Genomic DNA, 24,055 nt, shown 5'->3' on the forward strand with positions numbered 1-24,055 from the left:
GTTTTTATGATTATTTGTAGAACCACACCCGCATTAAAGACAACAATTGATCGATCTTCAGAGGTTTGGTGATATAGTCTGAAGCGCCTGCCTCGATACATTTCTGGCGGTCGCCTTTCATAGCCTTGGCCGTCACGGCTATGATTGGCAGCGTGGAATTCTTATGTTCCCTCCTGATCTTCTGCGTCGTCTCATAACCATCCATCTCCGGCATCATGATATCCATCAGCACCATGTCGATCTTTTGCTTGTCGTCATTGATGATGCTGATCGCCTCTTTTCCGCTTTCCGCCGTTGTCACATTCATGTTATATCTTTCAAAAACGGTGGTAAGCGCAAACAGGTTGCGAACATCATCATCCACCACAAGGACGTTTTTCCCCGTGAGAATATCATCCTTCATCCGGATATGCTCGATGACCTTTCTCTTCTCGGCAGGAAGGTCCTTATGGTTGATATGCAGCTGCAGGATCGTCTCTTCCAGAAGTTGCTCCAGGGAGTTGACCCCCTTCAGCAGGATCGTATTGGAGCTGCGATTCAGATGATGCAACTCCTTTTTATCGAAATCCTTCGCGCTGTACACGATGATGGGCGTGAGCTTTTTCTTGATCTCGCTGACCTGGTTGACCAGGTCTATGCCGGAGATATCCGGCAGCGTATAATCCAGGATGATACAGTCATAGTCCTTGATATTGGTCTCCTGCAGCGCCTTCTTACCCGTGGTAGCCAAGGTTACATCGATATTCTCGCCTTCCAGCATCCGGGTGATCTGGGAATAGTCCACTTCGTTGTCTTCCACTACCAGGATCTTTTTAGTCTGCTTGGCAGCAAAGGAAACAATGTCTTCAAACAGCTCGTTGAGGGCATCGTTCTCCAGCGGCTTGAGCAGGAAGCTCCTGGCTCCCCGCTTCAGCGCCAGCATTTTATTCTCTTCCCCGGAAATAAGGTGAATGGGGATATGCCGGTAGTTCAGGTCGTTGCGGAGCAGGTCCAGCACCTTCCAGCCGCTGGTATCCGGCAGCTTCACATCCAGGGTAATGGCAATGGGCGTAAAGCGATTGATAAAATCAAACACCTCGATGTAATTTGTCGCCACAATGGCCTTCAGCTGGTAGCTGTGCGCCTTTTCAATAATGATCTTCCCGAAACGAAGGTCATCTTCCACGATTAGCACGATCTTGTCCCCCGCCTGGATGGAATGCCTGTCGTCACCCGCGTCATTGATCATTTCGCTGACGATCGTCATCTTACCCGCATCTTCATTCGTCACACGGAGGGAATTGAGGAGGGTATCGATCTCTCCGCTGTCATTTCCCAGCTGCAGCTGGTGATAGGCGTTCAGATTGTCGGAAGTTTCTTTGGAAATAACGCCCGGTGCGTTCTCAATCGGTACAAAGAGCGTAAAAGTGCTGCCTTTGGAAGGCGAGCTCTCCAGCTCGATGGTGCCTCCCAGCAGCTCGGCCAGCCCACGGCTGATGGAGAGACCCAGGCCCGTACCCCCGTATTTACGGCTGGTGGAACCCTCGGCCTGCTGAAACGCTTCGAAGATGATGTTCTGCTTTTCCTGCGGGATGCCGATGCCCGTATCGCTGATGGCGAAAGCCACTACTTTCTCCGCATTGTCCAGGTTGGCATTGCCTTGCTTCCAGTTATTGTCGGCCTGGTAGATCCTGAGCTTGACCTCTCCCTTCTCCGTAAATTTGAAGGAATTGGAAAGCAGGTTCTTCAGGATCTGGTTGAGACGCTGCAGGTCCGTCTCCATCGTATGCGGCAGGCGCGGGTCTGTCTCGATGGTGAACCGGAGATGCCTTGCCTCGGAAATGGGCTTGAACGTGGTCTCCACAAAAGAAGCGATCTCTCCAAACCGGACAGGAGAGATATTGGCGGAAATAAACCCGGACTCGATCTTGGAAAGGTCCAGGATATCGTTGATCAGCTGAATTAGGTCATCCCCGCAGGAGTGGATGGTCTTGGCATAACGGATCTGCTTGTCCGTAAGATTACCCTCCGCATTCTCATACAGCTGCTGCGCAAGGATCAGCAGACTGTTCAACGGGGTCCGCAGCTCATGTGACATATTCGCAAGGAACTCCGACTTGTATTTGGAGGTCAGGGTCAGCTGCTCGGCCTTCTCCTCCAGCGACCTCCTTGCTTCTTCCACTTCCTTGTTCTTGGCTTCCACCTCATTCTTTTGTTTCACCAGCAGCAGCGCCTTGTCCTGCAGCTCGTCGTTGGTCCTTCTCAGCTCCTCCTGCTGGATCTTCAGCTCTCCGGCCAGTGACTGGGATTGTGCCAGCAGCTCCTCCGTACGGGTGTTGGCTTCAATGGTGTTCAGCACGATCCCGATACTTTCCGTCAGCTGGCTGAGAAAGTCCAGGTGGGTCTCACTAAAGGCATCCAGCGATGCCAGCTCGATCACGGCCTTTACCTTGTTCTCGAAAAGCACCGGCAGGATGATGAGGTTGGCAGGCTTGGCGCGGCCCAGGCCGGAGCTGATCTTGATATAATTGCCAGGCACGTTGGAAAGGATGATCCTTTCCTTTTCAAACGCCACCTGCCCCACCAGCCCTTCGCCAATGAAGAACTCCGTGGGAATATTCTTTTCGGATTTGTAACCGTAGGCGGCAAAGAGCCGCAGCTTGTCCACCCGGGTGTCTTCATCCTGCTTGAGGATGTAGAAGGCGCCATAGTGGGCAATCACCACCTGCGCCAATTCCGAGAGGATCCGTTGTGTCACGGTATTGAGATCCTTCTGCCCCTGCAACATTTGGGTGAACTTGGCCAGGTTGGACTTGAGCCAGTCCTGTTCCTGGTTACGCAGCGTGGTCTCCTTCAGGTTCGCGATCATCTGGTTGATGGTGTCCTTCAACGCTTCCACCTCACCCTTCGCCTCCACACGGATGGTACGGGTAAGGTCACCCTTGGTCACCGCTGACGCCACTTCGGAAATGGAACGCACCTGCGTTGTAAGATTCTGAGCCAGCTGGTTCACGTTCTCCGTAAGATTCTTCCATATCCCGGAAGCGCCGGGCACACTCGCCTGGCCGCCCAGCCGCCCCTCGACCCCCACTTCACGGGCCACCGTCGTCACCTGGTCGGCAAAAGTGGCCAACGTATCGATCATCTCGTTGATGGTATCCGTCAGCTGCGCCACCTCGCCGCGCGAGACGATGGAAAGTTTCTGCTTTAAGTTGCCCGTAGCCACCGCCGTTACCACTTTGGCGATACCACGCACCTGGTTGGTAAGGTTGGAAGCCATCATGTTCACCGAGTCAGTAAGGTCCTTCCAGGTCCCGGCCACACCCCTAACTTCCGCCTGCCCGCCCAGCTTACCTTCCGTACCCACCTCACGGGCCACACGCGTCACCTCGAAGGCAAAGGAGTTCAGCTGCTCCACCATCGTATTGATCGTATTCTTAAGGTCCAATATCTCCCCTTTTACGTCGATGGCCACCGTCTTGGAAAGATCACCCGATGCCACGGCCTTGGTCACCTCGGCGATGTTGCGCACCTGGGCCGTCAGGTTGCCCGTCATCTGGTTCACCGAGTCGGTGAGATCCTTCCAGGTCCCGGCCACACCCGGTACGAATGCCTGCCCGCCCAGCTTTCCATCCGTACCCACTTCACGGGCCACACGTGTTACTTCAGAAGCAAAGGCCCGCAGCTGGTCCACCATCGTATTGAGGGTCTCCTTCAGCTGCAGGATCTCACCGCGTACGTCCACCGTGATCTTTTTAGACATGTCCCCATTGGCCACCGCAATAGCAACCTCTGCGATATTACGTACCTGCGCCGTCAGATTTCCAGCCATCTGGTTCACAGAGTCCGTAAGGTCTTTCCACGTACCGGCCACGCCCGGCACAAAGGCCTGACCGCCCAGCTTGCCTTCCGTACCCACCTCACGGGCCACACGCGTCACTTCCGAGGCAAAGCCCCGGAGCTGATCCACCATCGTATTAATGGTATTCTTCAGTTCCAATATTTCCCCTTGCACGTCCACCGTGATCTTACGGGAAAGGTCTCCGTTGGCCACCGCCGTCGTTACTTCTGCAATGTTACGTACCTGGGACGTCAGGTTCGAAGCCATCTTATTCACCGAATCCGTCAGATCCTTCCAGGTCCCTCCCACACCCGGTACGTCCGCCTGACCACCCAGCTTTCCTTCCGAACCCACCTCACGGGCCACACGCGTCACTTCCGATCCGAAAGAGTTCAGCTGGTCCACCATTGTATTAATGGTATTCTTCAGCTCCAATATCTCCCCCTTTACATCCACCGTGATCTTACGGGAAAGGTCACCCTTTGCCACCGCCGTCGTCACCTCGGCGATGTTACGCACCTGCCCGGTGAGGTTGCTGGCCATTCCATTCACCGAATCCGTTAGGTCCTTCCAGACACCCCCTACCCCTTCCACCGCCGCCTGGCCGCCCAGCTTACCCTCAGAGCCCACCTCACGGGCCACACGCGTCACTTCCGAAGAGAAGGAGTTCAGCTGGTCCACCATCGTATTGATCGTATTTTTCAGCTCCAATATCTCCCCTTTTACATCCACATCGATCTTACGGGAGAGGTCACCCGTGGCTACCGCCGTCGTCACCTCCGCAATATTGCGCACCTGGGACGTCAGGTTCGAAGCCATCTTATTCACCGAATCCGTCAGATCCTTCCAGGTCCCCCCCACGCCCGGCACGTCCGCCTGACCGCCCAGCTTACCCTCAGAGCCTACTTCACGGGCCACACGGGTCACCTCGGAAGAGAAAGAGTTCAGCTGGTCCACCATCGTATTGATCGTATTCTTCAATTCAAGTATTTCCCCTTTCACGTCCACCGTAATTTTACGGGAAAGATCCCCCTTCGCCACCGCCGTCGTCACCTCGGCAATATTGCGCACCTGCCCGGTGAGGTTACTGGCCATCCCGTTCACGGAGTCCGTAAGGTCCTTCCAGGTTCCCCCTACCCCTCTTACATGCGCCTGACCGCCCAGCTTGCCTTCCGTACCCACTTCCAACGCCACACGCGTCACTTCCGAGGAGAAGGAATTCAGCTGGTCCACCATCGTATTGATCGTATTCTTTAGTTCCAGTATCTCCCCTTTTACATCCACCGTGATCTTCTTGGAAAGATCCCCTTTAGCCACCGCCGTCGTCACTTCCGCAATATTGCGCACCTGCGCCGTCAGGTTGCTCCCCATCCGGTTTACCGAGTCCGTAAGGTCCTTCCATACACCGGCCACGCCTTTTACCTTGGCCTGTCCGCCCAGCTTGCCCTCCGAACCCACTTCCAACGCCACACGCGTCACTTCCATGGAAAAAAGGTTCAGCTGCTTCACCATATCGTTCACCTCCTTGGCAATGCGGGAGAACTCTCCCTGTAAAGTGTGACCGCCGATCTCCAGCGGCATCTCCTGGGAAAGATTGCCTTTCGCCACAGAGCTGATGACATGCGCAATCTCAATAGTGGGATGCACCAGGTCGGAAATAAGGGCATTGAGACTGTTCACGCCCGTGGCCCATGACCCCTTGGCATTAGGCACTTCTATCCGCTGGGTAAGCTTACCCTGCTTGCCAATGGTATTACCCGCCTTGGTAAATTCCCGCATCATCTCCTCGTTGAGAGAAATGATCTCATTCAGCGTGTCGCAGATCTTACCTTTCACACCTGTCTCGTCAATAGGCATACGAACACTGAAATTACCATTGCGCACCTGCATGAGGATGCGCAATAGCTCCTTATCGTTCAGAAGGGTTTCTTCCGGTGAGCTTTCCACCCATTGCAAAGCGGCATCTGCATCGCCATTACGGGATTGCGGTTTACGGGAGACGTTTTTGTTTTTTTTAACTTCCTTGGTATTTGTACCCATAGACAGGATATTTTGATTTAACGATCAAATTTATGGTTTATCGATCTAAAAAATATCGGTGTTTCACCTTATATTGTATCATAGTTTGGCAAGGTTCTAGTATAGGACTATGCAGAATTCACCCCCTTAGAACATCAGCCTGGATTTATCAACGTTTAGACTCATGATTATTTATGAAAAGCAACGAACAACCTCTTATTTTCATTGTTGATGATGATCCTGATGACCGACAGATCATCCTCGACGCGTTCCTGGAGAATAGTCCTCAAATCGACTATGTCTTCATCGAGAATGCCGAAACGTTGCTGGAGAACCTGCATTCTGACGAATCCGGGTTTCCAGCCCTTATCCTATTGGATCTGAACATGCCCGGGATGCTTGGGCTCCAGGCGCTCAAGGAGATCCGAAGCAACAAAAAGTTCAGTCAGATTCCCATTATCGTGCTTACAACCTCCACCCTGCATCAGGACCGTAAGACATCTTACGAATTAGGTGCCAGTTGTTTCCTTCACAAGCCCGATTCCTACGGCGAGCTGGTTGAGATCACAAATTCCATTGTAAAACTCTGGCTACACGAAAATTAATTTTTTTTCCCAGGAGGCTCGGTAAACGTAAGATTAAAAAAGTGTGGAAATATTTCCACACTTTTTTAATGCCCTAAACATTCTAATCCCAATATTTTGGTTCCAAGAGCAGAAACTGCCAGGAATGAGTTTTGAACCTCCTGATAAGGAACTCACCGTATTGCACCTCATTTAAATCGACAAAACATGAAAACGATCAAAAGATGTAAGCGTTATCTGCCGCTTTTCTTCGCATTATTTATGTTGCCGGCGTTGAACCTGCATGCAGCCGACGCCTCAGCCCCGAACTATGAAGTTCCTTCCAGAGAAGTCATTGCCCATATGACAAAAGAGCAAAAAGAAGCTCGCCTGGAAGCAATAAAGGCAAGAGTGGACGAGATCAAGGCAATGGATAGATCCATGCTTTCAAAAGATGAACGCAGGGCCCTTCGCAAAGAGCTGAGAGGCATGCACAAGGAAGCCAAAGTGATCACCGGCGTCTACATCTCCATTGGCGCGCTGATCATCATCATCCTGCTGCTGATCATTATCATTTAATTAAAAACCTCCCGGCCGTGCCGGGAGGTTTTTTGAAGGCGTCCTCAAATATCCGTCAGGACCTGGTCCCCGTGATCCTTTATAGAGATCTTTCTTATAAAATTATCGTATCCCTCCTCATCGTCGTGGTTGCTATAGACGCCATAAGCGTCCAGGCTGTAGCCGATGAGATGATCATTGGCTTCTATAATATATAAGATCGAAGAGTCGGAAGGATTCGATTCGCCCTCAAATCGATACGTCCTTAGTATCGACAGCTCCTCCGGCTGATAGGTCTTGCCTTTCCCTGCTGTAAATCCCTCGGGTGTCCATCGGAACTCATTATCAGCCTTACGCAGGCGCAGCTTCTCCAGCACAGTGGACAAGGTGGCCATGTCATCTTTAACATTTGCATCTGCCATACGAATTGGTTTTAGATTACCGGTTTAAATGCTCCAGATAATGGCGTTCAAAAGCCATGCCCCGTCTATTCATCCCTTCCCGCCGTCCAGACGTCAAAGAGATTTCCTCCCCGCCTTTCCGGCAGCTAGCTTTGGAATAATAAAACAACCATCATGCAAACACTGCTTTATAAGACTTCCAGACCCGCGCCACCACCTGTCCGCACCCCCTTGGAACCAGCCGGCCGCCTCCTGTATATCGACAATCTTCGCTGGGTGATGATCATGCTGGTGCTAAGTATGCACGCAGCAGTGACCTATAGCCACCTGGGAAGCTGGTATTTCATGGAAGACACCCACGTGAGCCTGCCCGAAACTTTTGTATTTGGTACTTACCAGGCCTGGCTGCAGTCATTCTTCATGGGCTTCCTTTTCTTCATTGCCGGCTTTTTCGTTCCACGCGCCTACGATTCAAAAGGGGCGATCAGATTCTTAAAAGACCGGGCTTTCCGGTTGGGCCTGCCCCTTCTTTTGTTCGTATTCCTGCTGCAGCCCGTTGCCATCTACTGCATTTATCTCTTCGACAGCCCTTCTTCCGGTGTTACTTTTAAAGGTATCTACAGCCATTATATCAGCGATGGCCGGTGGATGGGCGGCACAGGCCCCCTATGGTTCTGTGAAGCGCTGCTCATCTTTTGCGCCGTCTATACCCTTTATAGAGTGCTGCGGGGCAGGATGGGCACGGTGGGGTCATCCGCCAGCAAGATCCGCCGGCTACCGGGAACCAGCCTCATTTGGGTATTTATCGCCCTTATCGCGGGGTCATCCTTCCTCGTAAGGATTCCCTGGCCCAACGGCACCAATTTCTACAACCTTCAGTTCTGTTATTTCTCCCAATACGTTTTTTTCTTCAGCGCCGGCATTCTGGCCTATAGACAGGACTGGCTAAACAGATTCCCTTCCAGCATGGGTAAATACTGGGGGCGGGCCGCCCTATTCGGAGGATTGACTTTGTGGATCGCAGGGATCATCCTGGGTGGAGCCCTGAAAGGTGATCTGGCGCCTTACCAGGGCGGCCTTCACTGGCAGAGCCTTCTGGAATGCTGCCGGGAGCAGCTGGCAGGCGTAGGCATCTCTATCTTTCTCCTCCTCTGGTTCCGGGAACGCTTTTACCGACAGGGAAAGCTGGCCGGCTTCTGCTCCAGGAACGCATTTGCCGTATACGTGTTCCATACGCCTGTGCTGATAGCGCTCAGCAAGATGATGGTGGGCCTGCATTGGCCGCTGCTGCTGAAATTTCTACTGTTGACCCTGCTCAGCATCCTGGTCACCTATGTCCTCAGTGCGGTATTGCTGAGAAGGATTCCCTTGCTGAAAAATATCCTTTAACTTGTGCATATGCAGAACCGATTATGGAAATATTTTTTTCCTCCTTTGTATGGGATGATCGTCTATTTCACCATCCGCCTCCTGCTGGACTCCGTCACGGGTATGAAGTTCTGGGAAAGAAAAAGATGGGGACAGACTTCGTTGGAAGTAGTCTATTGCGTCCTGATCAGCTACCTCTTCGTATGGGTCTTCCAAAGCCTGTTCCGCTGGTTTGATAAACGCTGGCCCCACGAACGATACAGCAGCCGCAGGATCATCCGGGAATTACTCTACGTATTCCTGGTAAACTTCGTCTTCCAGAATGTATTTCTGACGACCTTCTGCGCGCTGACGGATGATGGCGCCCAATGGTACGACATCGCGGATATCAATACGATCCCTCTCCTGTATGTGCTGATCTATTACGGCATCATGCGCAGCCGTACCTTCCTGAAAGCTTATATTGACGGAAAGATCCAACTGGAAAAGATCACCAATGACAAGCTGCAGACGGAGCTGAAGTTCCTGAAAGCGCAATACCATCCTCATTTCCTTTTTAATGCATTGAACACCATCTATTTCCAGATGGATGAAAATGTTGGGGAAGCCAAGAAAAGCGTGGAGAAATTTTCGGAGCTGCTGCGCTATCAGCTATATGATCAACAGCAGACTGTACCCGTCAGCCAGGAAATACGGTATCTCCGGAATTTTATCGAGCTGCAGGAGATCCGTTCTTCGGAAAAACTGCGGCTCGACGTTCGCTTCGACGGCAAATTGAACGGACAGCAGATCTATCCCCTGCTGATGCTGCCGCTGGTGGAGAATGCATTCAAATATGTCGGAGGTGATTATTGGATCCGCATCGAAGCGACGGTCGATGAGAACCAACTTCTCTTCAGCGTAGCCAATGCAGTCCCGGAAAAAGTACCTATCCCGACCGAAAAGGCCGGAGGCATCGGACTGGAGAACCTCCGCAGGAGGCTGCAGCTGCTGTATCCGGAAAAACATCGCCTGCACATAGAAAAAAAAGACAATGAATTCCTTGCCAATATCGTCCTAAATTTAAATGCATGAACGACAAGATCAAATGCGTCATTACTGACGATGAGCCTTTTGCCCGTAAAGGTTTGCAAGGGTATATGGAACAGATAGATTTCCTGGAGTTGAAAGGCATGTGCGAGAATGCCCTGGAGCTGAATTCACTTCTTAAGAAGGAGCCCGTGGACCTGCTTTTCCTGGACATCGAAATGCCTTATGTCACAGGCATCGATTTCCTGAAAAATATTACGGCGCCTCCGAAGGTCATTTTCACGACAGCCTATGAGAAATATGCCTTACAGGGATTTGAGCTGGAAGTGCTGGACTACCTGCTGAAACCCATTTCATTCGAACGGTTTATGCGGGCGGCCAATAAGGCTTTCGACTATTTCCGGGGGCTGCAGGCCCCGGCGGCAGGGGCGGATTATATCTTTGTCAAGGCGGATAGCAAGCTGGAAAAGATCCACTTCTCTGATATCCTTTTTGTGGAAGCCCTGGAAAACTATGTAGCCATCCACACCGGGGAACGAAAGATCATCACGCACCTGACGCTTAAGATGCTGCAGGAAAAGCTGCCGGCAGGAGCCTTTATCCAGCCGCATAAATCGTATGTGGTCTCCATCGGGAAGATCAACTCCATCGAGGGGAATATCCTCCACGTATCCCAGCACCAGGTACCCATCAGCAAATATCAGAAGGATGAGATCATGGAGAAGATCGTTAACAGTAAGTTATTGAAACGGTAGGCCTTACCCGGGCATTCTATTTGCGGCTGATCCATGAAATCAGGTTTTTATGAAGAATCTATATTTTTCGGCCCTGATGTCCTGCGGTCTGCTGACAGCCGCAGCCGCTTTCGGCCAATCCGATCTCATGGTATTTAGAGAGAACAATCTGGTGATCATCCGCTGGCGGGCGGTCAATGAAAGCTTTACCACCCACTATACTGTCGAACGTTCCACCGACAACGTGAATTTTGAACCATTACATGATGTAGTGGCGCAAGGAGGCGATGATGGCGACTATTCCTACCAGGATGGTGACAGCTATCCTTCCGCCATCGTGAATTATTACAGGCTCAAAATAGTTGACCAGGACGGCAACGCCACTTATTCTCCTGTCGTGGGAACGGACAGGCCGGGTAGAAAACCACCGGTACTGCAGCCAACGGTCCTGCATATGGGCGGGACGCTGCATGTAGCGGATACGTACTATTCCCAGCCGCTGAGCATTAATTTTTTCAACCAGGGAGGCGTACGGGTAGGCAGCTTCATGGTCAACGGAACTGCCTTCGACATTCCCATCTCCGGCTGGAACAAAGGCATCTATTTCTATCGTATTTCCGATGCCACGCATCCCTTGATCGATGCGGGAAAGATCCTGGTCCTCTAAGATTTACTATCTTGGGAAGGAAAATCAATGTTTGCCAATATGAGCAGGTTTTTCCTTCTATTATTACTTACGTGTTTCCCGGCCATCCGCACGCTCTTCGCCCAATCATCCGTCATCGACCGGAAGATCGAAGCCCTGCTGAAAAAAATGACGCTGGATGAAAAGATCGGCCAGCTCAATCAGTACAATGGGGACTGGGAAGCCACCGGTCCCGTTACAAAAGACGTGGACGATAAGCTGGAAGCCATCCGGCAGGGGAAGGTGGGTTCGGTGCTGAACATTATGGGCGTGGCCCATACCAGGGCCTTCCAGGAGGCGGCCGTACAAAGCCGTCTTAAGATCCCATTATTGTTCGGACAGGATGTCATTCACGGGTATAGCGTCACTTTTCCCATTCCGCTGGCCGAAGCCGCCAGCTGGGATCTCCCGGCCATCGAACGATCGGCACGCATAGCTGCTACGGAAGCAGCCGCGGGTGGTGTGCACTGGACCTTTGCGCCGATGGTGGACATAGCCAGGGACCCCCGCTGGGGACGGATCATGGAAGGCGCCGGCGAAGACCCTTACCTGGGCGCTTGTATAGCCCGGGCCCGGGTAAAAGGTTTCCAGGGCAATGGCCTTGGCAACCTGGATGCGGTGATGGCCTGCGCCAAGCACTTTACTGCTTATGGAGCCGCCATCGGCGGACGTGATTACAACAGCGTGGACATGAGCCTGCGCACCCTGTGGGAGATTTACCTGCCTCCCTTTAAAGCTGCCCTGGACGCAGGGGCCGCCACCTTCATGAATTCATTCAACGATCTCAATGGCGTCCCCGCCACTGGTAATAGCTACCTGATGAGGAATATCCTTAAGGGGCAATGGCATTTTTCAGGCTTTGTCGTCAGCGACTGGGGCTCCGTCGGAGAAATGATACCGCACGGTTATGTGGCCGATAAAAAAGAAGCGGCGCGGGTCGCCCTCACGGCAGGCTGCGACATGGATATGGAAAGCAGAAGCTACATCGCAAATCTACCCCGCCTGGTGCAGGAGGGTAAGGTCCCTGTCAGCCTGATCGACGATGCCGTACGGAGGATCCTCCGGAAAAAATTCGAGCTGGGCCTTTTCGAAGACCCTTTCCGCTTCAGTGATCCCGCCCGCGAAAAAGCCGTCCTCAATAAAAAAGAGCATGTGGCAGCAGCCCGGGACATGGCAGAGAGAAGCATTGTCCTGTTAAAGAACGAGGGCCATCTGCTGCCTTTGTCCGGTGAGCTCCGGTCCATCGCGCTGATTGGCCCCCTGGTGCGATCTAAGAAGGACATGAAAGGCTTCTGGTCTCTCGACGTAGGGCCGCTGAACGATGTCGTCTCCCTGTATGAAGGGATGCAGCAGCAGGCGGGTAACACTATATTGTCGTATGCGAAAGGCTGCGATATCACGGACACCAGCCGGGCTGGTTTTGCCGAAGCCCTTTCAAAAGCCCGGGAAGCTGACGTCATCATCATGGCTGTGGGTGAAAGGGCCGATATGACAGGCGAAGCAAAAAGCAAGGCAGACATCCACCTGCCCGGCGTGCAGGAAGAGCTGATCAAAGCCGTACTGTCTACAGGACGGCCGGTCGTTGTGCTGCTGATGGCCGGTCGTCCCATGATCTTCAACTGGACCGCAGAACATGCACCCGCTGTCCTGTATACCTGGTGGCTGGGCAACCAGGCAGGCAACGCCATTGCAGATGTGCTCTACGGGAAGTATAACCCCTCCGGCAAGCTGCCCGTCAGCTTCCCCCGGGAAATAGGTCAGATCCCTCTTTATTATGATCATTTCAATACAGGCCGGCCGGCTAAAGATGAAAAGGACCTCAACTATGTTTCGGCCTATACCGATCTGTTAAACACCCCCCGCTATGCTTTCGGTTACGGCCTAAGCTACACCGATTTCAAATACAGCAACCTGCAGCTGGACAAAAGCTCCCTGCACGTCAATGGATCCATCTCCGTCTCCTTCGATCTGCAGAACACTGGTAAATATGCGGGGGAAGAGATCGTGCAGCTTTACCTCCGGGATATTGTTGCGCAGCCGCTGCGGCCCGTGAAAGAATTGAAAGATTTTACCAAACTGCGGCTAAACCCCGGAGAGATAAAAAAAGTCAGCTTTACCATCGACAGGAGTAAGCTGGCCTTTTACAATGACAAGCTGGAATACATCACCCAGCCTGGCAGGTTTCAGCTGATGATCGGCAGCGCATCAGACGATATAAGACTGGAAGCAACGTTCCAGCTGCTTCAATAAGAGCTGGCCTACTGGGTTTCTCAAAGCTGGCTCCCGCCCTTATTCCGCCAATGCGCTAAGTTTGGAAGATAAACCCTGCATATGAACAATATTTTCGCTTGCGACGGGACCCAAGCTTTGCTGAAAGGCAGCACCGTCTGCCTGGAACCCGCACAGGAAGAGGATCGCGAGCTCATCCGGCCGCTGGCAAAGGACCAACGTCTTTGGGAGTTTACCAAGACCCTCCTGATCGACGACACGTACGACAGGCAATTCGATCTTTATTTTGACGAAGCATTGCGACTCCCGCAGTTGGGCGGCCAGGCTTTTGTCATCCGTACCAACAATACCATCATCGGCATGACACGCTTCTTTAATGTCGAATGGAAGGACAGACGATTGGAGATCGGCCATACCTGGTATATTCCCGCAGTATGGGGTAAGGTCTATAATAAAGAATGTAAGCTGCTCCTCCTGCAATATGCCTTCGAACACCTGGGTTTTTTCCGGGTCGAATTCCGGGTAGCTCACCAGAATATACGTTCCCAACGGGCAGTAGAGAAGATCGGGGGCCTGAAGGAAGGTGTGCTGCGGAAATTTGCCATCCGCAATGACGGGTCCCGGCGCGATACCGTTGTCTTCAGCATCATCGATGACGAATGGCCCGAAAAAAAGAAGAGGTTGCAGGAAATGGTGCAGGCGGCGCTATAAAGGCTTTCTCATCCACCAGTCCGTCTGCGTATCGCTGCCAAGGATAAAAGGATGATCGCCGAATTTTTCAAATCCCCATTTGGTATAGAAGGCAATGGCCCGGTGGTTATGTTCCCATACCCCCAGCCATAACCATTTTTTCCCTTTTCCCCTGCCCAGATCTACCGCGGATTGCATAAGGGCGCTGCCCACTCCCTTCCCGATCGCCGATTGCTCAGCATAAAGACGTACGAGCTCAATGGCCGGCCCCTGCCCCATTTCCGGCGGCGCCTCATGCTCCAGCAATCGCGCATATCCCACAGGGTTAGTACCCAGGTAAGCCAGCAGGAAAATATTGCCGGGTCTTCCGACTTCGGCCATGAGGGATTCCCTGGTAAACTGGGTCTCCATATATTGCGCGATATCCTCGGGTGTATTCTGCGCCGCAAAACTGTCATAAAAAGTTCGCCTGCTCATGTCGGCAATGACTGCTGCGTCTTCGACTGTAGCCTGTCTTATCTGTATGGTTGATTCCATGGTTATGCAATCTAAGAAAAAAATCCCTACTGTCCTTTCGTATCCAGTATCACCGGAGCGCTGCCCTTGCCCATCACGATGATCTTTGTATTGGGGGATTTGGCGATCTCCAGCTGCGCCTTGATGCTCTCATACTGCAGCTGCCGGTCGGTCAGGCTTTCACTAATGATTTTCTGGTAATCTGCGATGCCCTGGGCCTCCACTCTTTTCCTTTCAGCCTCCTGTCTTTCTTTCTGCAATACGAATTGCATCTTCTGGGCATCCTGCTCGGCTGTGATCTTTTGCTCGATGCTCGTCTTGACGGCCTGAGGAAGCGTAATGTTGCGAATAAGTATCTGTTCCAGCAACAACCCCCTGCGGTGGAAATCGTCTTCAATACTCTTGTTGATCCGCGTCTGAAACTCATCTCTTTTGGTCGAATAAAGGGAGACGGCATCATAGTACACGGCGTTGTCCCGGATCTTGGTACGGGCGAGTGGCCTGACGATCTTATCTGTATAATCGGTCCCCGTCTGCCGGAGGATCTCGGGAGCAGCCGAAGGGATCACTTTATACAATACTGTAAGGTCGATAACGACTTCCAGCCCATCCGCGCTCAGCACCCGGATGGCATCATCACCTTCTTTTGCGCCTTCGTTGTGAATGGCGCTCATCGTATAGTTCTGGGTCTTGGTGTCCATATGCACGACATTCACCAGCGGATTGATGAAATGCAGACCACTGGGAAGAACGTTGTTCTGTACACTGCCGTATAACACCTGGACACCGATCTCCCCGGCCCCTATCTGAACGATACAGGCAGCCAATACACCAATAAGAGCAATGCCAAGTCCCGCCAGGCGCAGGATACGGGCATAAGGAGATAAAGAAGAAGGACGGCGTAACGCGAGGGCTCCCACGAGGAAAAAGATAAGCCCCAAAATAAGGAGTGCCATAAAAAAGGGTTTGGAGTAGTAAAATTACAATGTCCGGTAACGGTAGGCCCGAAGGAGTGTCCAACGGTCCCTAACCGTGATATTCCGGCGTAAACCCGATGCGGATGGTATGCCATCCATCCCCGTTGACGTATGACAAAGAGAAACCATAGTTGTCGCAGATCTGACGTACGATGGCCAGTCCTAATCCCGTGCCCTCGGATTGGGAGCTCTTCGTAAAGCGGTCGAAGATACTGGCAGGATCGAAGGGCAATGGAACGCCGGTATTGCTGATGCGCAGCTCATGCGGCCCCAGCTGAATGTTGATGGCGCCCTTTTCCTCATTATGCCGGATCGCATTGACGAGGAGGTTGCTCAGCAGGATATCGGACAAATAGGCATTCATTTGTACCAGGCAGGGCTGAAGGCCGACACGCAATGTCAGATGTTTATCCTGTATAAGGTCTTCCAGCTGCACCAGCTTTTCACTTATGAGCGTGTCCAGCGCCACCGGCCCTGCCTGAACGAATTGATGGTTTTCTATTTTCGTTAGCAATAGCAGGGATTGGTTCAACTGGCGCATCCGGCTGACGGCGTCATACATTGCCTGCAGTTGCCGGAGATGTCTTTCTTCCAATCCCTGGTCCTGGATCATCAGGTCCAGCTTGGAATTTATAATTGCCAGCGGTGTCTGCATCTCGTGGGAAGCATTGTCCGCAAATTCCTTCAACATTTCGTAATCTTTTCGGATCGTTCCCGTCATATGGTCCACCACGCGCTGCAGGTCCTGGAATTCCCTGATAGAGGTAGGCGCATGATGCAAAGGCTCCCTGTTGGTAAGGTTAAACTTTTTCAACGCTTCCAGGGTCTGATAAAAAGGCTGCCAAAGACGGCGTATCAGCAGGCGGTTTGCCAGGAAAAGGATCCCCAGCAGCAACAGGATCATCCCCGCCGTAACAAACATGATCCATTGCAGCATTTCCTCTGTTTCCACTTCCGACTTCCTGACAGACACGGTATACACCCGACCGCCCGCACTGACGGGGAAAAGCAGCTGACGAAATGGCCCGCGCTCATTATTGCGGTAGGGATCCCGCCGGGAAATATGCTGAAACTGGCGTTCGACTGCCTTGTCCGCCGGCTCAAACGCTATCTGCTGGTCGCGGTAATTGGCCGGTTCCGGCAGCTGGTCCTTCAGCCGCACATAATTCAGTATCTCCGCTTCCTCCACTTTCAGCGTATCGTCCAATTGATGAATGAGCACCGTACGGATGATGAAATAGTAGCTGACGCTGCCTAATGCCAGCGCCAGGATGCTGGCAAGAAAGTTAATGCGGCTGTAATGCGTGAATAGCTTCACGGAACCTGCAGTTTATATCCCATACCATACACGGATTGAATATAATCCCCGGCGCCCGCTTCCACCAGCTTGCGGCGCAGGTTCTTGATGTGCGTATATATGAAATCGTAATTATCCATTGCCCCTGTATCATCGCCCCACAGATGTTCGGCAATGGCGTTCTTGGAAACCACCCTGCCCTTGTTATAGGCAAAATACAACAGTAGCTGGTACTCCTTCCGGGTTAGGTCCAGCGGTCGGCTATCCACCATGACCGCCCGGGCCTGGATATCGATCAGTATGTCCGCCAGCCGTATGAAATTGCTCCCTGCCGAATGCCTCCGCCGGATAATGGCAGCCACGCGGGCCCCCAGCTCCGACAGGTGAAAAGGTTTGGGCAGATAGTCGTCGGCCCCCAACTTAAGCCCTGACACCTTATCTTCCAATGAGTTACGAGCAGAGATGATCAATACGCCATCTCCCTTATGATTGGATTTCAACTCTTTGAGCAATTCCAGGCCATTCCCATCCTGGAGATTGATATCCAATAAAATACAATCGTAATCATATTGCTCTATCTTTGCGAGTGCGCCCATATAGGTCTCGGCCTGGTCGCAGACGAAACTTTCCTGTTCCAGATAACTGCTGATGCTGTCGGACAAGGCCTTTTCGTCTTCCACAATCAAAAGCTTCATATCAGCAAGTTAAGATTTTCCACAGTAAGGGCCGGAATGTGCAAATTATTCGAAGGCTGACCCTCGTTTTTCATTATTTATCATTACCTTTGCAAGCTCTTTAAAAAGCACTCATGAGCAGCCGCCGGGAATTTGAAATAGCGTTTGTGGGCCTTAAGGCTGGTATGCATGAGTTTAACTATCGGATTACCGATAAGTTCTTTGAGGCTTATCAGCAGCAGGACTTCCGTAATTGCGACGCCAATGTGAATCTGTACCTCGACAAGAAGAACAGTTTCATGCTCCTGAAGTTCGAGATAGGGGGCCGGGTCGAAATTGCCTGTGACCGTTGTGGCAACATGCGCCCGCTGGATCTCTGGGACGAGTTCAACATACTGGTCAAGCTGGTGGAAGACCCGGAGATCATGAATCAGCAGGAGGAAGACCCGGATGTATATTATATATCCAAAGGAGAAAGCCACCTGCATGTATCCGATTGGATCTATGAATTCATCAACCTTAGTATTCCCATGCAGCGCATGTGCAATGAGAAGGAAATAGGCGGCCCCTATTGTAATAAGGAAGTGTTGGAAATGCTGAAAAAGCTGGATAGCGAAAAAAACCAGGCCTCCAACCCCCTGTGGAAAGGGTTGGAAAAGTTCAGGAATTTAGATAAGTAATTAGTTAAGTGTACATAAATTTGATTTGATATGCCAAATCCGAAACGGAGACATTCCCAGCAGCGGAGTGCAAAAAGAAGGACACACTACAAGGCTGAGAAAGTAACCTTGAGCAAGGACAGCACCACCGGAGAGACCCATGTACGCCATCGCGCACACGTAAGTGAGGGAAAGTTGTACTACAAAGGAAAAGTAGTAGCTGAGAACTCACCGGTCAAGTAGACAGCATGAATATTGGCTTAGACATGATGGGAGGGGACTTCTCACCGCTGGAAGCAGTCCGGGGTGTACAACAGTACCTGAAAACTGCTCCGGCCCCCGTCAAGCTGTACCTCGTGGGAGATGAGAACCAGATCAATCCCCTGCTGGAGGAGTATGCCATTCCCGCTACGTCGGTGAAAGTGATCCATGCTCCACAGGTGATCGAAATGAACGAGCATCCCACGAAGGCCCTGAAGGAAAAACAGCAATCCTCCATTGCCGTTGGCTTCCACCTGCTGGCCTCCGGCAAGATGGACGCCTTCATCAGTGCCGGCAACACCGGCGCTATGCTGGTAGGCGCACTCTACAGCCTAAAGCCCATCGAAGGTATCCAGCGCCCCACGATTTCCACCATCTTACCCAAGACGAATGGCGGCACGGGCGTCCTGCTGGACGTAGGACTGAATGCCGACTGTAAGCCAGAGAACCTTAACCAGTTCGCGGTATTGGGCTCCCTGTATGCCAGGCACATCTTAGGCATCGAACAGCCGCGGGTAGGCCTCCTCAACATCGGCGAGGAAGAAGGTAAGGGAAATATCCTTGCACAAGCCGCCTATCCCTTGCTGAAAGAAAATAGCCAGATCCATTTCATTGGGAACATCGAAGGACGCGACCTGTTGCTGGACAAGGCGGATGTAATGGTCTGTGAAGGCTTTACGGGCAACGTGATCCTCAAGATGGCCGAGTCCCTCTTCGGCATCAGCCTCGAAAAACATATCCGGAGCGAATACTTCGACCGGTTTGACTTCGAGCTGTATGGTGGCACTCCCCTCCTGGGCGTAACAAAGCCAGTGATCATCGGCCATGGCATATCCCGCAGCAAAGCCTTTCTGAATATGATCGTACTGGCGCAAAAAATGATCGCGACCGATCTGCTGGGGAAAATGAAGGAGAGCTTTCTTTCCTGACGGAGGGTAAAGCATGAAAGACTTCATCACCTACCTCAAAAATTATCTCCGTCAACTTTCCCTCCAAAGCGTACTCTTTACCGTTTTTTTCACAGGTGCGCTGGTCGCCTGTAATTATACTTTCGGCATCGAAAGACGGATCAGGGACCTTAAGCCCTGGTATCTTTCCCTCTCCAGCTTTTTCTTCTTTTATAGTTTTGTCTTCTATTTCACCTGGGGACTGGTGGGCCCTCCGCGCATGGCAACACGTACATCCCGGAGAAATTTTCTGCTCATCCTGCTGGCAGCCCCGCTGTACTTTTCCTTAAAGATGATCCATTGGGACCTGTCGCCTTTCCTGCCTGCATGGCGGTACCCATGGGACAAATATGCGCTCATCATACTACAGCTGCCCGCCAAACTGCTGCTGCTCTGCATGCTGCTGGGGTACTGCCGCAAAATCCTGAAACGGGATGATACTTCCATCACCGCTCAATTCGGCGTGACCATTGAGAACTTTAGGGCAGGCCCTTATTTCCTTCTCCTGGCATGCCTGCTCCCCCTCATAGCCCTTGCTTCTACCCGGCCGGACTTTCTTCATACCTATCCTAAAGTAAAAAACATCGCTTTCATCAATGCATATACCCCTTCTCCCCTGCCCTGGCAGCTGCTGTATGAGATATCCTACGGCCTGGACTTCTTTTCCATCGAACTTTTCTTCAGGGGACTGCTGGTAATAGGACTATCCCGCTATGCAGGAGAGAAAGCCATCCTTCCCATGGCCGTCTTCTATTGCACGATCCATTTCGGCAAGCCGCTGGGAGAATGCATTTCCTCCTTTTTCGGAGGCATGATCCTGGGCGTGATCGCCATGCGTACACGGACCATCGTCGGCGGCCTCATCGTACACCTGGGCCTGGCCTGGCTCATGGAGATGGGCGGATGGCTGGGAATAGAAGTACTGGGCGGGATCTGAAAAAAAGCTACCAACCTGTAAGCCGGATCCTGTTCCCCGCCGGAGGCGGGGTGGTCATCATTTATCTGGCCCCTGCATTACTGCAGGGATCTTGCTGCCTACCCTCCGGCATCGGACGGGCCGCCCTCAATCGCCGGTATACGTGGCATTTCAGCATGCAAGGTTTACCCGCCCCGGCAATTACTTGCCGGCGCCGTGGGCTCTTACCCCACATTTTCACCCTCATCCGCCGTAGCGGACAGTTATTTTCTGTGGCACTCTCTATTGGCGCTTGCGCGCCACCCGGCCGTTAGCCGGTGCATTGCCCTGTGCTGTCCGGACTTTCCTCCCCCTTTATGTGAACAAAGAGCGCGATGACCCGGTTGGTAGCCCTACAAAGATATATCTTTAATGAATGATACGCCTATTAGTCATCTGCCTGTTATCCGCCCAGATCTTACAGGCACAGAAAAAGTATGTGTTCCAACGGCCGGAGATGGGCTCTCCTTTTACCATCACGCTCTACAGTACTGACTCTGCGTCGGCAGCAGCTGCTGCGGAAGCGGCTTTCCATAAAGCCGAAGAGCTGAATGCCCTTCTCAGCGACTATATCGACAGCAGCGAGATCAATCGCCTGAGCGCCGCCAGTGGCCAGCATCGATGGATACCCGTCTCTCCTGCCCTTTTCGATATCCTCCAGCGCTCGATGCGGGCAGCCCGGCTCAGCGGAGGCAGCTATGATATCACCATCGGGCCCGTTGTGCGTCTATGGCGCCAGGCCCGTAAGACACACCAGTTTCCGGATTCTGCGACGCTCAGGGAAGCACTGGCAAGAACAGGCTACCAGTATCTCCGCCTGGATACCGTCACCCGGTCCGTATGGCTGGAGAAAAAAGGAATGCAGCTGGATGTAGGCGGGCTGGGAAAAGGATTCGTGGCGCAGGCAGCGATGGACCTTTTGGAACAACAGGGTTTCCCCATTGCAATGGTCAATGCAGGAGGTAAGATCGTCGTGGGGCAGACACTCCCCGGAAAAGCAGGCTGGCTCATCGGCATCAATGCGCCCGGAGAAAAAGAGACCCTCCTGCCCTCATTCCTGCTGCTGAAGAATATGGCAGTGGCGACCTCCGGCGATATCTATCAATACGTCGAGCTGAACGGTAAACGCTATTCGCACATCGTCGACCCTGCGACAGGCATCGGTCTCACCCGGCGGCGGAACGTTACAGCGCTCGCCGGGGATGGCACCACCGCCGACTGGCTGGCTACCGCCTGCAGCGTCCTCCCCTGGAGAAAGTCCCTCCGCCTGATCCGGATGCTCCCCGGGACCGCCCTGCTGGTCACAGAAATGAAAAATGGCAAAATATCCAGTAAATCCTCGCCAGGTTTTAGAAATTATCTACAGAAATAGTATGTAAATTGAGGGCATGAATCCCTTATTGATTGCCTGCCTGGTTTCTTTATTCGCCGGCAAGGTTGACCATCTTTCTGCAAAAGCTTCTTTTAGCGCAGAACGAATCGTAGATTCGTTATCACCGACATCAGATCACTCCGGAAAACGGGTTACATTTTCAGGAGAACCCGTTTTCCGGACTTATACACAACAGATAGCCGGCACTTCTGTCGCCTTCGTCATGGCGCCCATACCGGGCAATGGAAAAATTGACTCCTTCTGGATGGAAGAGCATGAAGTCACTTACGAAGAATATGTCCTCTTCCAGGACGAGGCGATGGACAAAGCGCCCATACCCGATGGGATCACCCGGCCAAGCCCTCCCTATATAGACTTTACGCTGGGCATGGGCAAGACCGGCGGCTTCCCTGCCAACAGCATGAGCCAGTATGCCGCCATCATGTACTGCAAATGGCTGTACAAAAAAACGGGCGTATTCTACCGGCTGCCTACGGCCGCCGAATGGGAATATGCCTGCCGGGCCGGATCGACCGCTGCCTATCCTTTTGGGGATGACGCAACGCTGCTGCCCCAATTCGGCTGGTTCAACAACAACAGCGGCAATAAATACCATGCAGTAAAAGAGCTGCGCCCCAATGCCTGGGGACTTTATGATATGCTGGGCAACGTTGCGGAATGGACGCAGGACCCGCTCACCCTGAAAGGAGGCAGTTTCCATGATCCTGCAGAACAGCTGCACTGTGAGACCATCCTCCCTTATGACCGCAAATGGAATGCGCGCGACCCGCAGATCCCCAAAAGCAAATGGTGGAATGCAGACGCGCCATTCATCGGCTTCCGGATCATACGACCCATGCAGCAGCCGGATGCAGCGGCAGCGGAAGGGTTTTACGACAAGCTATTGATCAGAAAATAACCATTGTCATTCATTTGTCATTCATTTTAAATTGCAGTTATTATGGATCAGAAACCAGGTTCACCTTATCGCACCAGAAGGGAGTTCGTTAAAGCATCTTCCCTGCTGGCAGGCAGCATCCTCACCGCACCATTGATCTCGCAGGCTAATTTCTTCTCAGGCGCGCCCGGCGCCATCAGGGTCGCGCTCATAGGCTGCGGCGGCCGTGGCACAGGAGCCGCGGTACAGGCCCTCAGCACCAAACAAAATGTACAGCTGGTAGCCATGGCAGATGCCTTTAAAGACAGGCTGGACACCAGCTACAACAACATCCTGGAAGCCCTGGAAGATAAAAAGTCCCGGGTGCAGGTGAAGGAAGAAAATAAATTCACCGGGTTCGACGCCTATAAAAAGGCCATGGCCCTCGCCGACGTGGTGATCCTCGCCACACCTCCCGGCTTCCGCCCCATCCACTTCGAAGAAGCCGTCAACCAGGGCAAACAGGTGTTCATGGAAAAACCCGTGGCCACCGATCCGGCAGGCGTACAACGGGTACTGGCAGCCGCCGAAAAAGCCAAAGCCAAAAAGCTCAACGTCGTGGTGGGGCTGCAACGCCGCTACCAGGCCTCCTACCGCGAGCTGATCAAACGCGTACATGATGGCGCCATCGGGGAAATAACGTCCGCCCAGGCCTGGTGGAACAACGACGGGGTCTGGGTACACCCACGTCAGGACGGCTGGACGGAAATGGAATACCAGATGCGCAACTGGTACTATTTCGTATGGCTTTGCGGCGACCATATCACCGAACAGCATATCCATAACCTCGACGTCATCAACTGGGCCATGGAAGCCTACCCCGTACGGGCCCAGGGAATGGGGGGACGCGAAGTGCGGAAAGGAAAGGATTACGGCCAGATCTACGATCATCACTTCGTGGAGTTCCAATATGGCAACGGCGTCATCCTCAACAGCCAGTGCCGGCATCAGAAAGGTACCATGAGCAAAGTGGACGAGCTCCTCATTGGTACCAAAGGCCGGGTCTACTGCGACGCCGCCCGCATCGTGGACAACAAAGGGAATGTCATCTATCAATTCGATAAGAAGACGGAGAACCAGCCCTACCAGAATGAACATGACGAACTGTTCGAAGCTATTGCAAAAGGGGAATATAAATTCTGGGACGCAGAAAGAGGCGCCCGGAGCACCATGACATCCATCCTGGGTAGAATGGCTACCTATTCCGGCCAGAACGTGGAATGGGATAAGGCTATCAACTCAGGCATCAATATCATGCCGGCAGCTTACGCTTTCGATGCGACGCCGCCTGTTTTGCCGGATGCCAGCGGGCTCTATCCGGTGCCCGAGCCGGGCCAGACGAAATTCTTTTAATAAAAAACGTC

Annotated in this window: 21 protein-coding genes and 1 other RNA gene; 15 read left to right on the top strand and 7 right to left on the bottom strand. The window is 52.5% G+C overall.

What is annotated here, in order from left to right:
• Positions 1-10: 10 nt before the first annotated feature.
• Positions 11-5,860 (bottom strand): HAMP domain-containing protein, encoded by a 5,850-nt coding sequence (locus Q4E93_RS28775; RefSeq protein ID WP_303591289.1) that lies wholly within the window; start codon positions 5,858-5,860, stop codon positions 11-13.
• 173 nt (positions 5,861-6,033) lie between these two features.
• Between Q4E93_RS28775 and Q4E93_RS28780 the strand changes: the two genes are divergently transcribed.
• Both Q4E93_RS28780 and Q4E93_RS28785 read left to right on the top strand, forming a co-directional pair.
• The gene (locus tag Q4E93_RS28780; protein WP_303591290.1) at positions 6,034-6,444 is read left to right on the top strand and encodes a response regulator; all 411 of its coding nucleotides are present in this window, start codon (positions 6,034-6,036) and stop codon (positions 6,442-6,444) included.
• Between the two features lie 186 nt (positions 6,445-6,630).
• Positions 6,631-6,981: a PH domain-containing protein gene (locus tag Q4E93_RS28785; RefSeq protein ID WP_303591291.1), complete on the top strand. Its 351-nt coding sequence runs from the start codon at positions 6,631-6,633 to the stop codon at positions 6,979-6,981.
• A gap of 44 nt (positions 6,982-7,025) precedes the next feature.
• Here the strand turns inward: Q4E93_RS28785 and Q4E93_RS28790 are convergent, their stop codons facing one another.
• The gene (locus tag Q4E93_RS28790; RefSeq protein ID WP_303591293.1) at positions 7,026-7,382 is read right to left on the bottom strand and encodes a hypothetical protein; all 357 of its coding nucleotides are present in this window, start codon (positions 7,380-7,382) and stop codon (positions 7,026-7,028) included.
• 153 nt (positions 7,383-7,535) lie between these two features.
• Between Q4E93_RS28790 and Q4E93_RS28795 the strand changes: the two genes are divergently transcribed.
• From Q4E93_RS28795 to Q4E93_RS28820, 6 genes are all read left to right on the top strand, one after another.
• Positions 7,536-8,750: an acyltransferase family protein gene (locus Q4E93_RS28795; RefSeq protein WP_303591295.1), complete on the top strand. Its 1,215-nt coding sequence runs from the start codon at positions 7,536-7,538 to the stop codon at positions 8,748-8,750.
• A 9-nt stretch (positions 8,751-8,759) separates the two neighbouring features.
• Positions 8,760-9,803, top strand: coding sequence for a sensor histidine kinase (locus Q4E93_RS28800; protein ID WP_303591297.1), 1,044 nt, complete (start codon positions 8,760-8,762; stop codon positions 9,801-9,803).
• Complete coding sequence (locus Q4E93_RS28805; protein ID WP_303591298.1) at positions 9,800-10,513, top strand: LytR/AlgR family response regulator transcription factor; 714 nt, start codon at positions 9,800-9,802, stop codon at positions 10,511-10,513. Before Q4E93_RS28800 ends, Q4E93_RS28805 begins: the two co-directional genes overlap by 4 nt.
• Positions 10,514-10,562: 49 nt before the next feature.
• Positions 10,563-11,159 (top strand): hypothetical protein, encoded by a 597-nt coding sequence (locus tag Q4E93_RS28810; RefSeq protein WP_303591299.1) that lies wholly within the window; start codon positions 10,563-10,565, stop codon positions 11,157-11,159.
• 39 nt (positions 11,160-11,198) lie between these two features.
• On the top strand, positions 11,199-13,427 hold the full coding sequence (gene bglX, locus Q4E93_RS28815) for a beta-glucosidase BglX (RefSeq protein ID WP_303591300.1): 2,229 nt from the start codon (positions 11,199-11,201) through the stop codon (positions 13,425-13,427).
• Between the two features lie 81 nt (positions 13,428-13,508).
• Positions 13,509-14,117, top strand: a complete 609-nt coding sequence (locus tag Q4E93_RS28820) for a GNAT family N-acetyltransferase (protein ID WP_303591301.1) — start codon at positions 13,509-13,511, stop codon at positions 14,115-14,117.
• Here Q4E93_RS28820 and Q4E93_RS28825 read toward each other — a convergent pair.
• From Q4E93_RS28825 to Q4E93_RS28840, 4 genes are all read right to left on the bottom strand, one after another.
• On the bottom strand, positions 14,112-14,633 hold the full coding sequence (locus Q4E93_RS28825) for a GNAT family N-acetyltransferase (RefSeq protein ID WP_303591303.1): 522 nt from the start codon (positions 14,631-14,633) through the stop codon (positions 14,112-14,114). The two genes, Q4E93_RS28820 and Q4E93_RS28825, sit on opposite strands and share 6 nt — an antisense overlap.
• Before the next feature lie 26 nt (positions 14,634-14,659).
• Positions 14,660-15,568 (bottom strand): prohibitin family protein, encoded by a 909-nt coding sequence (locus Q4E93_RS28830; RefSeq protein WP_303591306.1) that lies wholly within the window; start codon positions 15,566-15,568, stop codon positions 14,660-14,662.
• A gap of 70 nt (positions 15,569-15,638) precedes the next feature.
• Positions 15,639-16,907: a sensor histidine kinase gene (locus Q4E93_RS28835; protein WP_303591307.1), complete on the bottom strand. Its 1,269-nt coding sequence runs from the start codon at positions 16,905-16,907 to the stop codon at positions 15,639-15,641.
• Positions 16,904-17,581, bottom strand: a complete 678-nt coding sequence (locus Q4E93_RS28840; RefSeq protein WP_303591308.1) for a response regulator transcription factor — start codon at positions 17,579-17,581, stop codon at positions 16,904-16,906. The genes Q4E93_RS28835 and Q4E93_RS28840 overlap by 4 nt, the downstream gene beginning before the upstream one ends.
• Positions 17,582-17,694: 113 nt before the next feature.
• On the opposite strand from Q4E93_RS28840, the gene Q4E93_RS28845 reads away from it, so the two are divergent.
• Genes Q4E93_RS28845 through Q4E93_RS28860 form a run of 4 tightly spaced genes read left to right on the top strand, consistent with a single transcriptional unit; the run spans position 17,695 to position 20,364 of the window.
• Entirely contained in the window at positions 17,695-18,240 is a 546-nt protein-coding gene (locus Q4E93_RS28845) for a YceD family protein (protein ID WP_303591309.1), read from the top strand.
• Positions 18,241-18,270: 30 nt separating this feature from the next.
• A complete protein-coding gene (gene rpmF / locus Q4E93_RS28850) occupies positions 18,271-18,462 on the top strand; it encodes a 50S ribosomal protein L32 (RefSeq protein WP_303591310.1) in 192 nt (63 codons plus the stop codon).
• A 5-nt stretch (positions 18,463-18,467) separates the two neighbouring features.
• Positions 18,468-19,409: a phosphate acyltransferase PlsX gene (gene plsX / locus Q4E93_RS28855; RefSeq protein WP_303591311.1), complete on the top strand. Its 942-nt coding sequence runs from the start codon at positions 18,468-18,470 to the stop codon at positions 19,407-19,409.
• 13 nt (positions 19,410-19,422) lie between these two features.
• Positions 19,423-20,364 (top strand): CPBP family intramembrane glutamic endopeptidase, encoded by a 942-nt coding sequence (locus tag Q4E93_RS28860; RefSeq protein WP_303591313.1) that lies wholly within the window; start codon positions 19,423-19,425, stop codon positions 20,362-20,364.
• A gap of 2 nt (positions 20,365-20,366) precedes the next feature.
• Here Q4E93_RS28860 and rnpB read toward each other — a convergent pair.
• An RNA gene (gene rnpB, locus Q4E93_RS28865) (RNase P RNA component class A) lies at positions 20,367-20,734 on the bottom strand.
• A gap of 24 nt (positions 20,735-20,758) precedes the next feature.
• On the opposite strand from rnpB, the gene Q4E93_RS28870 reads away from it, so the two are divergent.
• The 3 genes from Q4E93_RS28870 to Q4E93_RS28880 are packed head-to-tail and all read left to right on the top strand — an operon-like array spanning position 20,759 to position 24,044.
• A complete protein-coding gene (locus tag Q4E93_RS28870; RefSeq protein ID WP_303591314.1) occupies positions 20,759-21,754 on the top strand; it encodes an FAD:protein FMN transferase in 996 nt (331 codons plus the stop codon).
• Positions 21,755-21,770: 16 nt separating this feature from the next.
• The gene (locus Q4E93_RS28875) at positions 21,771-22,673 is read left to right on the top strand and encodes a formylglycine-generating enzyme family protein (protein WP_303591316.1); all 903 of its coding nucleotides are present in this window, start codon (positions 21,771-21,773) and stop codon (positions 22,671-22,673) included.
• A gap of 42 nt (positions 22,674-22,715) precedes the next feature.
• Positions 22,716-24,044, top strand: coding sequence for a Gfo/Idh/MocA family protein (locus Q4E93_RS28880; RefSeq protein WP_303591318.1), 1,329 nt, complete (start codon positions 22,716-22,718; stop codon positions 24,042-24,044).
• The last annotated feature ends 11 nt before the right edge of the window (positions 24,045-24,055 follow it).

It is taken from the genome of Flavitalea plasmicola (assembly GCF_030546645.1).
Taxonomy (GTDB): domain Bacteria; phylum Bacteroidota; class Bacteroidia; order Chitinophagales; family Chitinophagaceae; genus Puia.

Excerpts from the sequence above, each read along its gene's own strand:
- Q4E93_RS28780 (WP_303591290.1), top strand. The coding sequence starts at position 6,034 with ATGAAAAGCAACGAACAACCTCTTATTTTCATTGTTGATGATGATCCT.
- bglX (WP_303591300.1), top strand. The coding sequence starts at position 11,199 with ATGAGCAGGTTTTTCCTTCTATTATTACTTACGTGTTTCCCGGCCATC.
- Q4E93_RS28825 (WP_303591303.1), bottom strand. The coding sequence starts at position 14,633 with ATGGAATCAACCATACAGATAAGACAGGCTACAGTCGAAGACGCAGCA.
- Q4E93_RS28805 (WP_303591298.1), top strand. The coding sequence starts at position 9,800 with ATGAACGACAAGATCAAATGCGTCATTACTGACGATGAGCCTTTTGCC.
- Q4E93_RS28775 (WP_303591289.1), bottom strand. The coding sequence starts at position 5,860 with ATGGGTACAAATACCAAGGAAGTTAAAAAAAACAAAAACGTCTCCCGT.
- Q4E93_RS28820 (WP_303591301.1), top strand. The coding sequence starts at position 13,509 with ATGAACAATATTTTCGCTTGCGACGGGACCCAAGCTTTGCTGAAAGGC.
- Q4E93_RS28860 (WP_303591313.1), top strand. The coding sequence starts at position 19,423 with ATGAAAGACTTCATCACCTACCTCAAAAATTATCTCCGTCAACTTTCC.
- plsX (WP_303591311.1), top strand. The coding sequence starts at position 18,468 with ATGAATATTGGCTTAGACATGATGGGAGGGGACTTCTCACCGCTGGAA.
- Q4E93_RS28880 (WP_303591318.1), top strand. The coding sequence starts at position 22,716 with ATGGATCAGAAACCAGGTTCACCTTATCGCACCAGAAGGGAGTTCGTT.
- Q4E93_RS28840 (WP_303591308.1), bottom strand. The coding sequence starts at position 17,581 with ATGAAGCTTTTGATTGTGGAAGACGAAAAGGCCTTGTCCGACAGCATC.
- Q4E93_RS28875 (WP_303591316.1), top strand. The coding sequence starts at position 21,771 with ATGAATCCCTTATTGATTGCCTGCCTGGTTTCTTTATTCGCCGGCAAG.
- Q4E93_RS28795 (WP_303591295.1), top strand. The coding sequence starts at position 7,536 with ATGCAAACACTGCTTTATAAGACTTCCAGACCCGCGCCACCACCTGTC.
- Q4E93_RS28845 (WP_303591309.1), top strand. The coding sequence starts at position 17,695 with ATGAGCAGCCGCCGGGAATTTGAAATAGCGTTTGTGGGCCTTAAGGCT.
- rpmF (WP_303591310.1), top strand. The coding sequence starts at position 18,271 with ATGCCAAATCCGAAACGGAGACATTCCCAGCAGCGGAGTGCAAAAAGA.
- Q4E93_RS28800 (WP_303591297.1), top strand. The coding sequence starts at position 8,760 with ATGCAGAACCGATTATGGAAATATTTTTTTCCTCCTTTGTATGGGATG.
- Q4E93_RS28785 (WP_303591291.1), top strand. The coding sequence starts at position 6,631 with ATGAAAACGATCAAAAGATGTAAGCGTTATCTGCCGCTTTTCTTCGCA.
- Q4E93_RS28870 (WP_303591314.1), top strand. The coding sequence starts at position 20,759 with ATGATACGCCTATTAGTCATCTGCCTGTTATCCGCCCAGATCTTACAG.
- Q4E93_RS28810 (WP_303591299.1), top strand. The coding sequence starts at position 10,563 with ATGAAGAATCTATATTTTTCGGCCCTGATGTCCTGCGGTCTGCTGACA.
- Q4E93_RS28830 (WP_303591306.1), bottom strand. The coding sequence starts at position 15,568 with ATGGCACTCCTTATTTTGGGGCTTATCTTTTTCCTCGTGGGAGCCCTC.
- Q4E93_RS28790 (WP_303591293.1), bottom strand. The coding sequence starts at position 7,382 with ATGGCAGATGCAAATGTTAAAGATGACATGGCCACCTTGTCCACTGTG.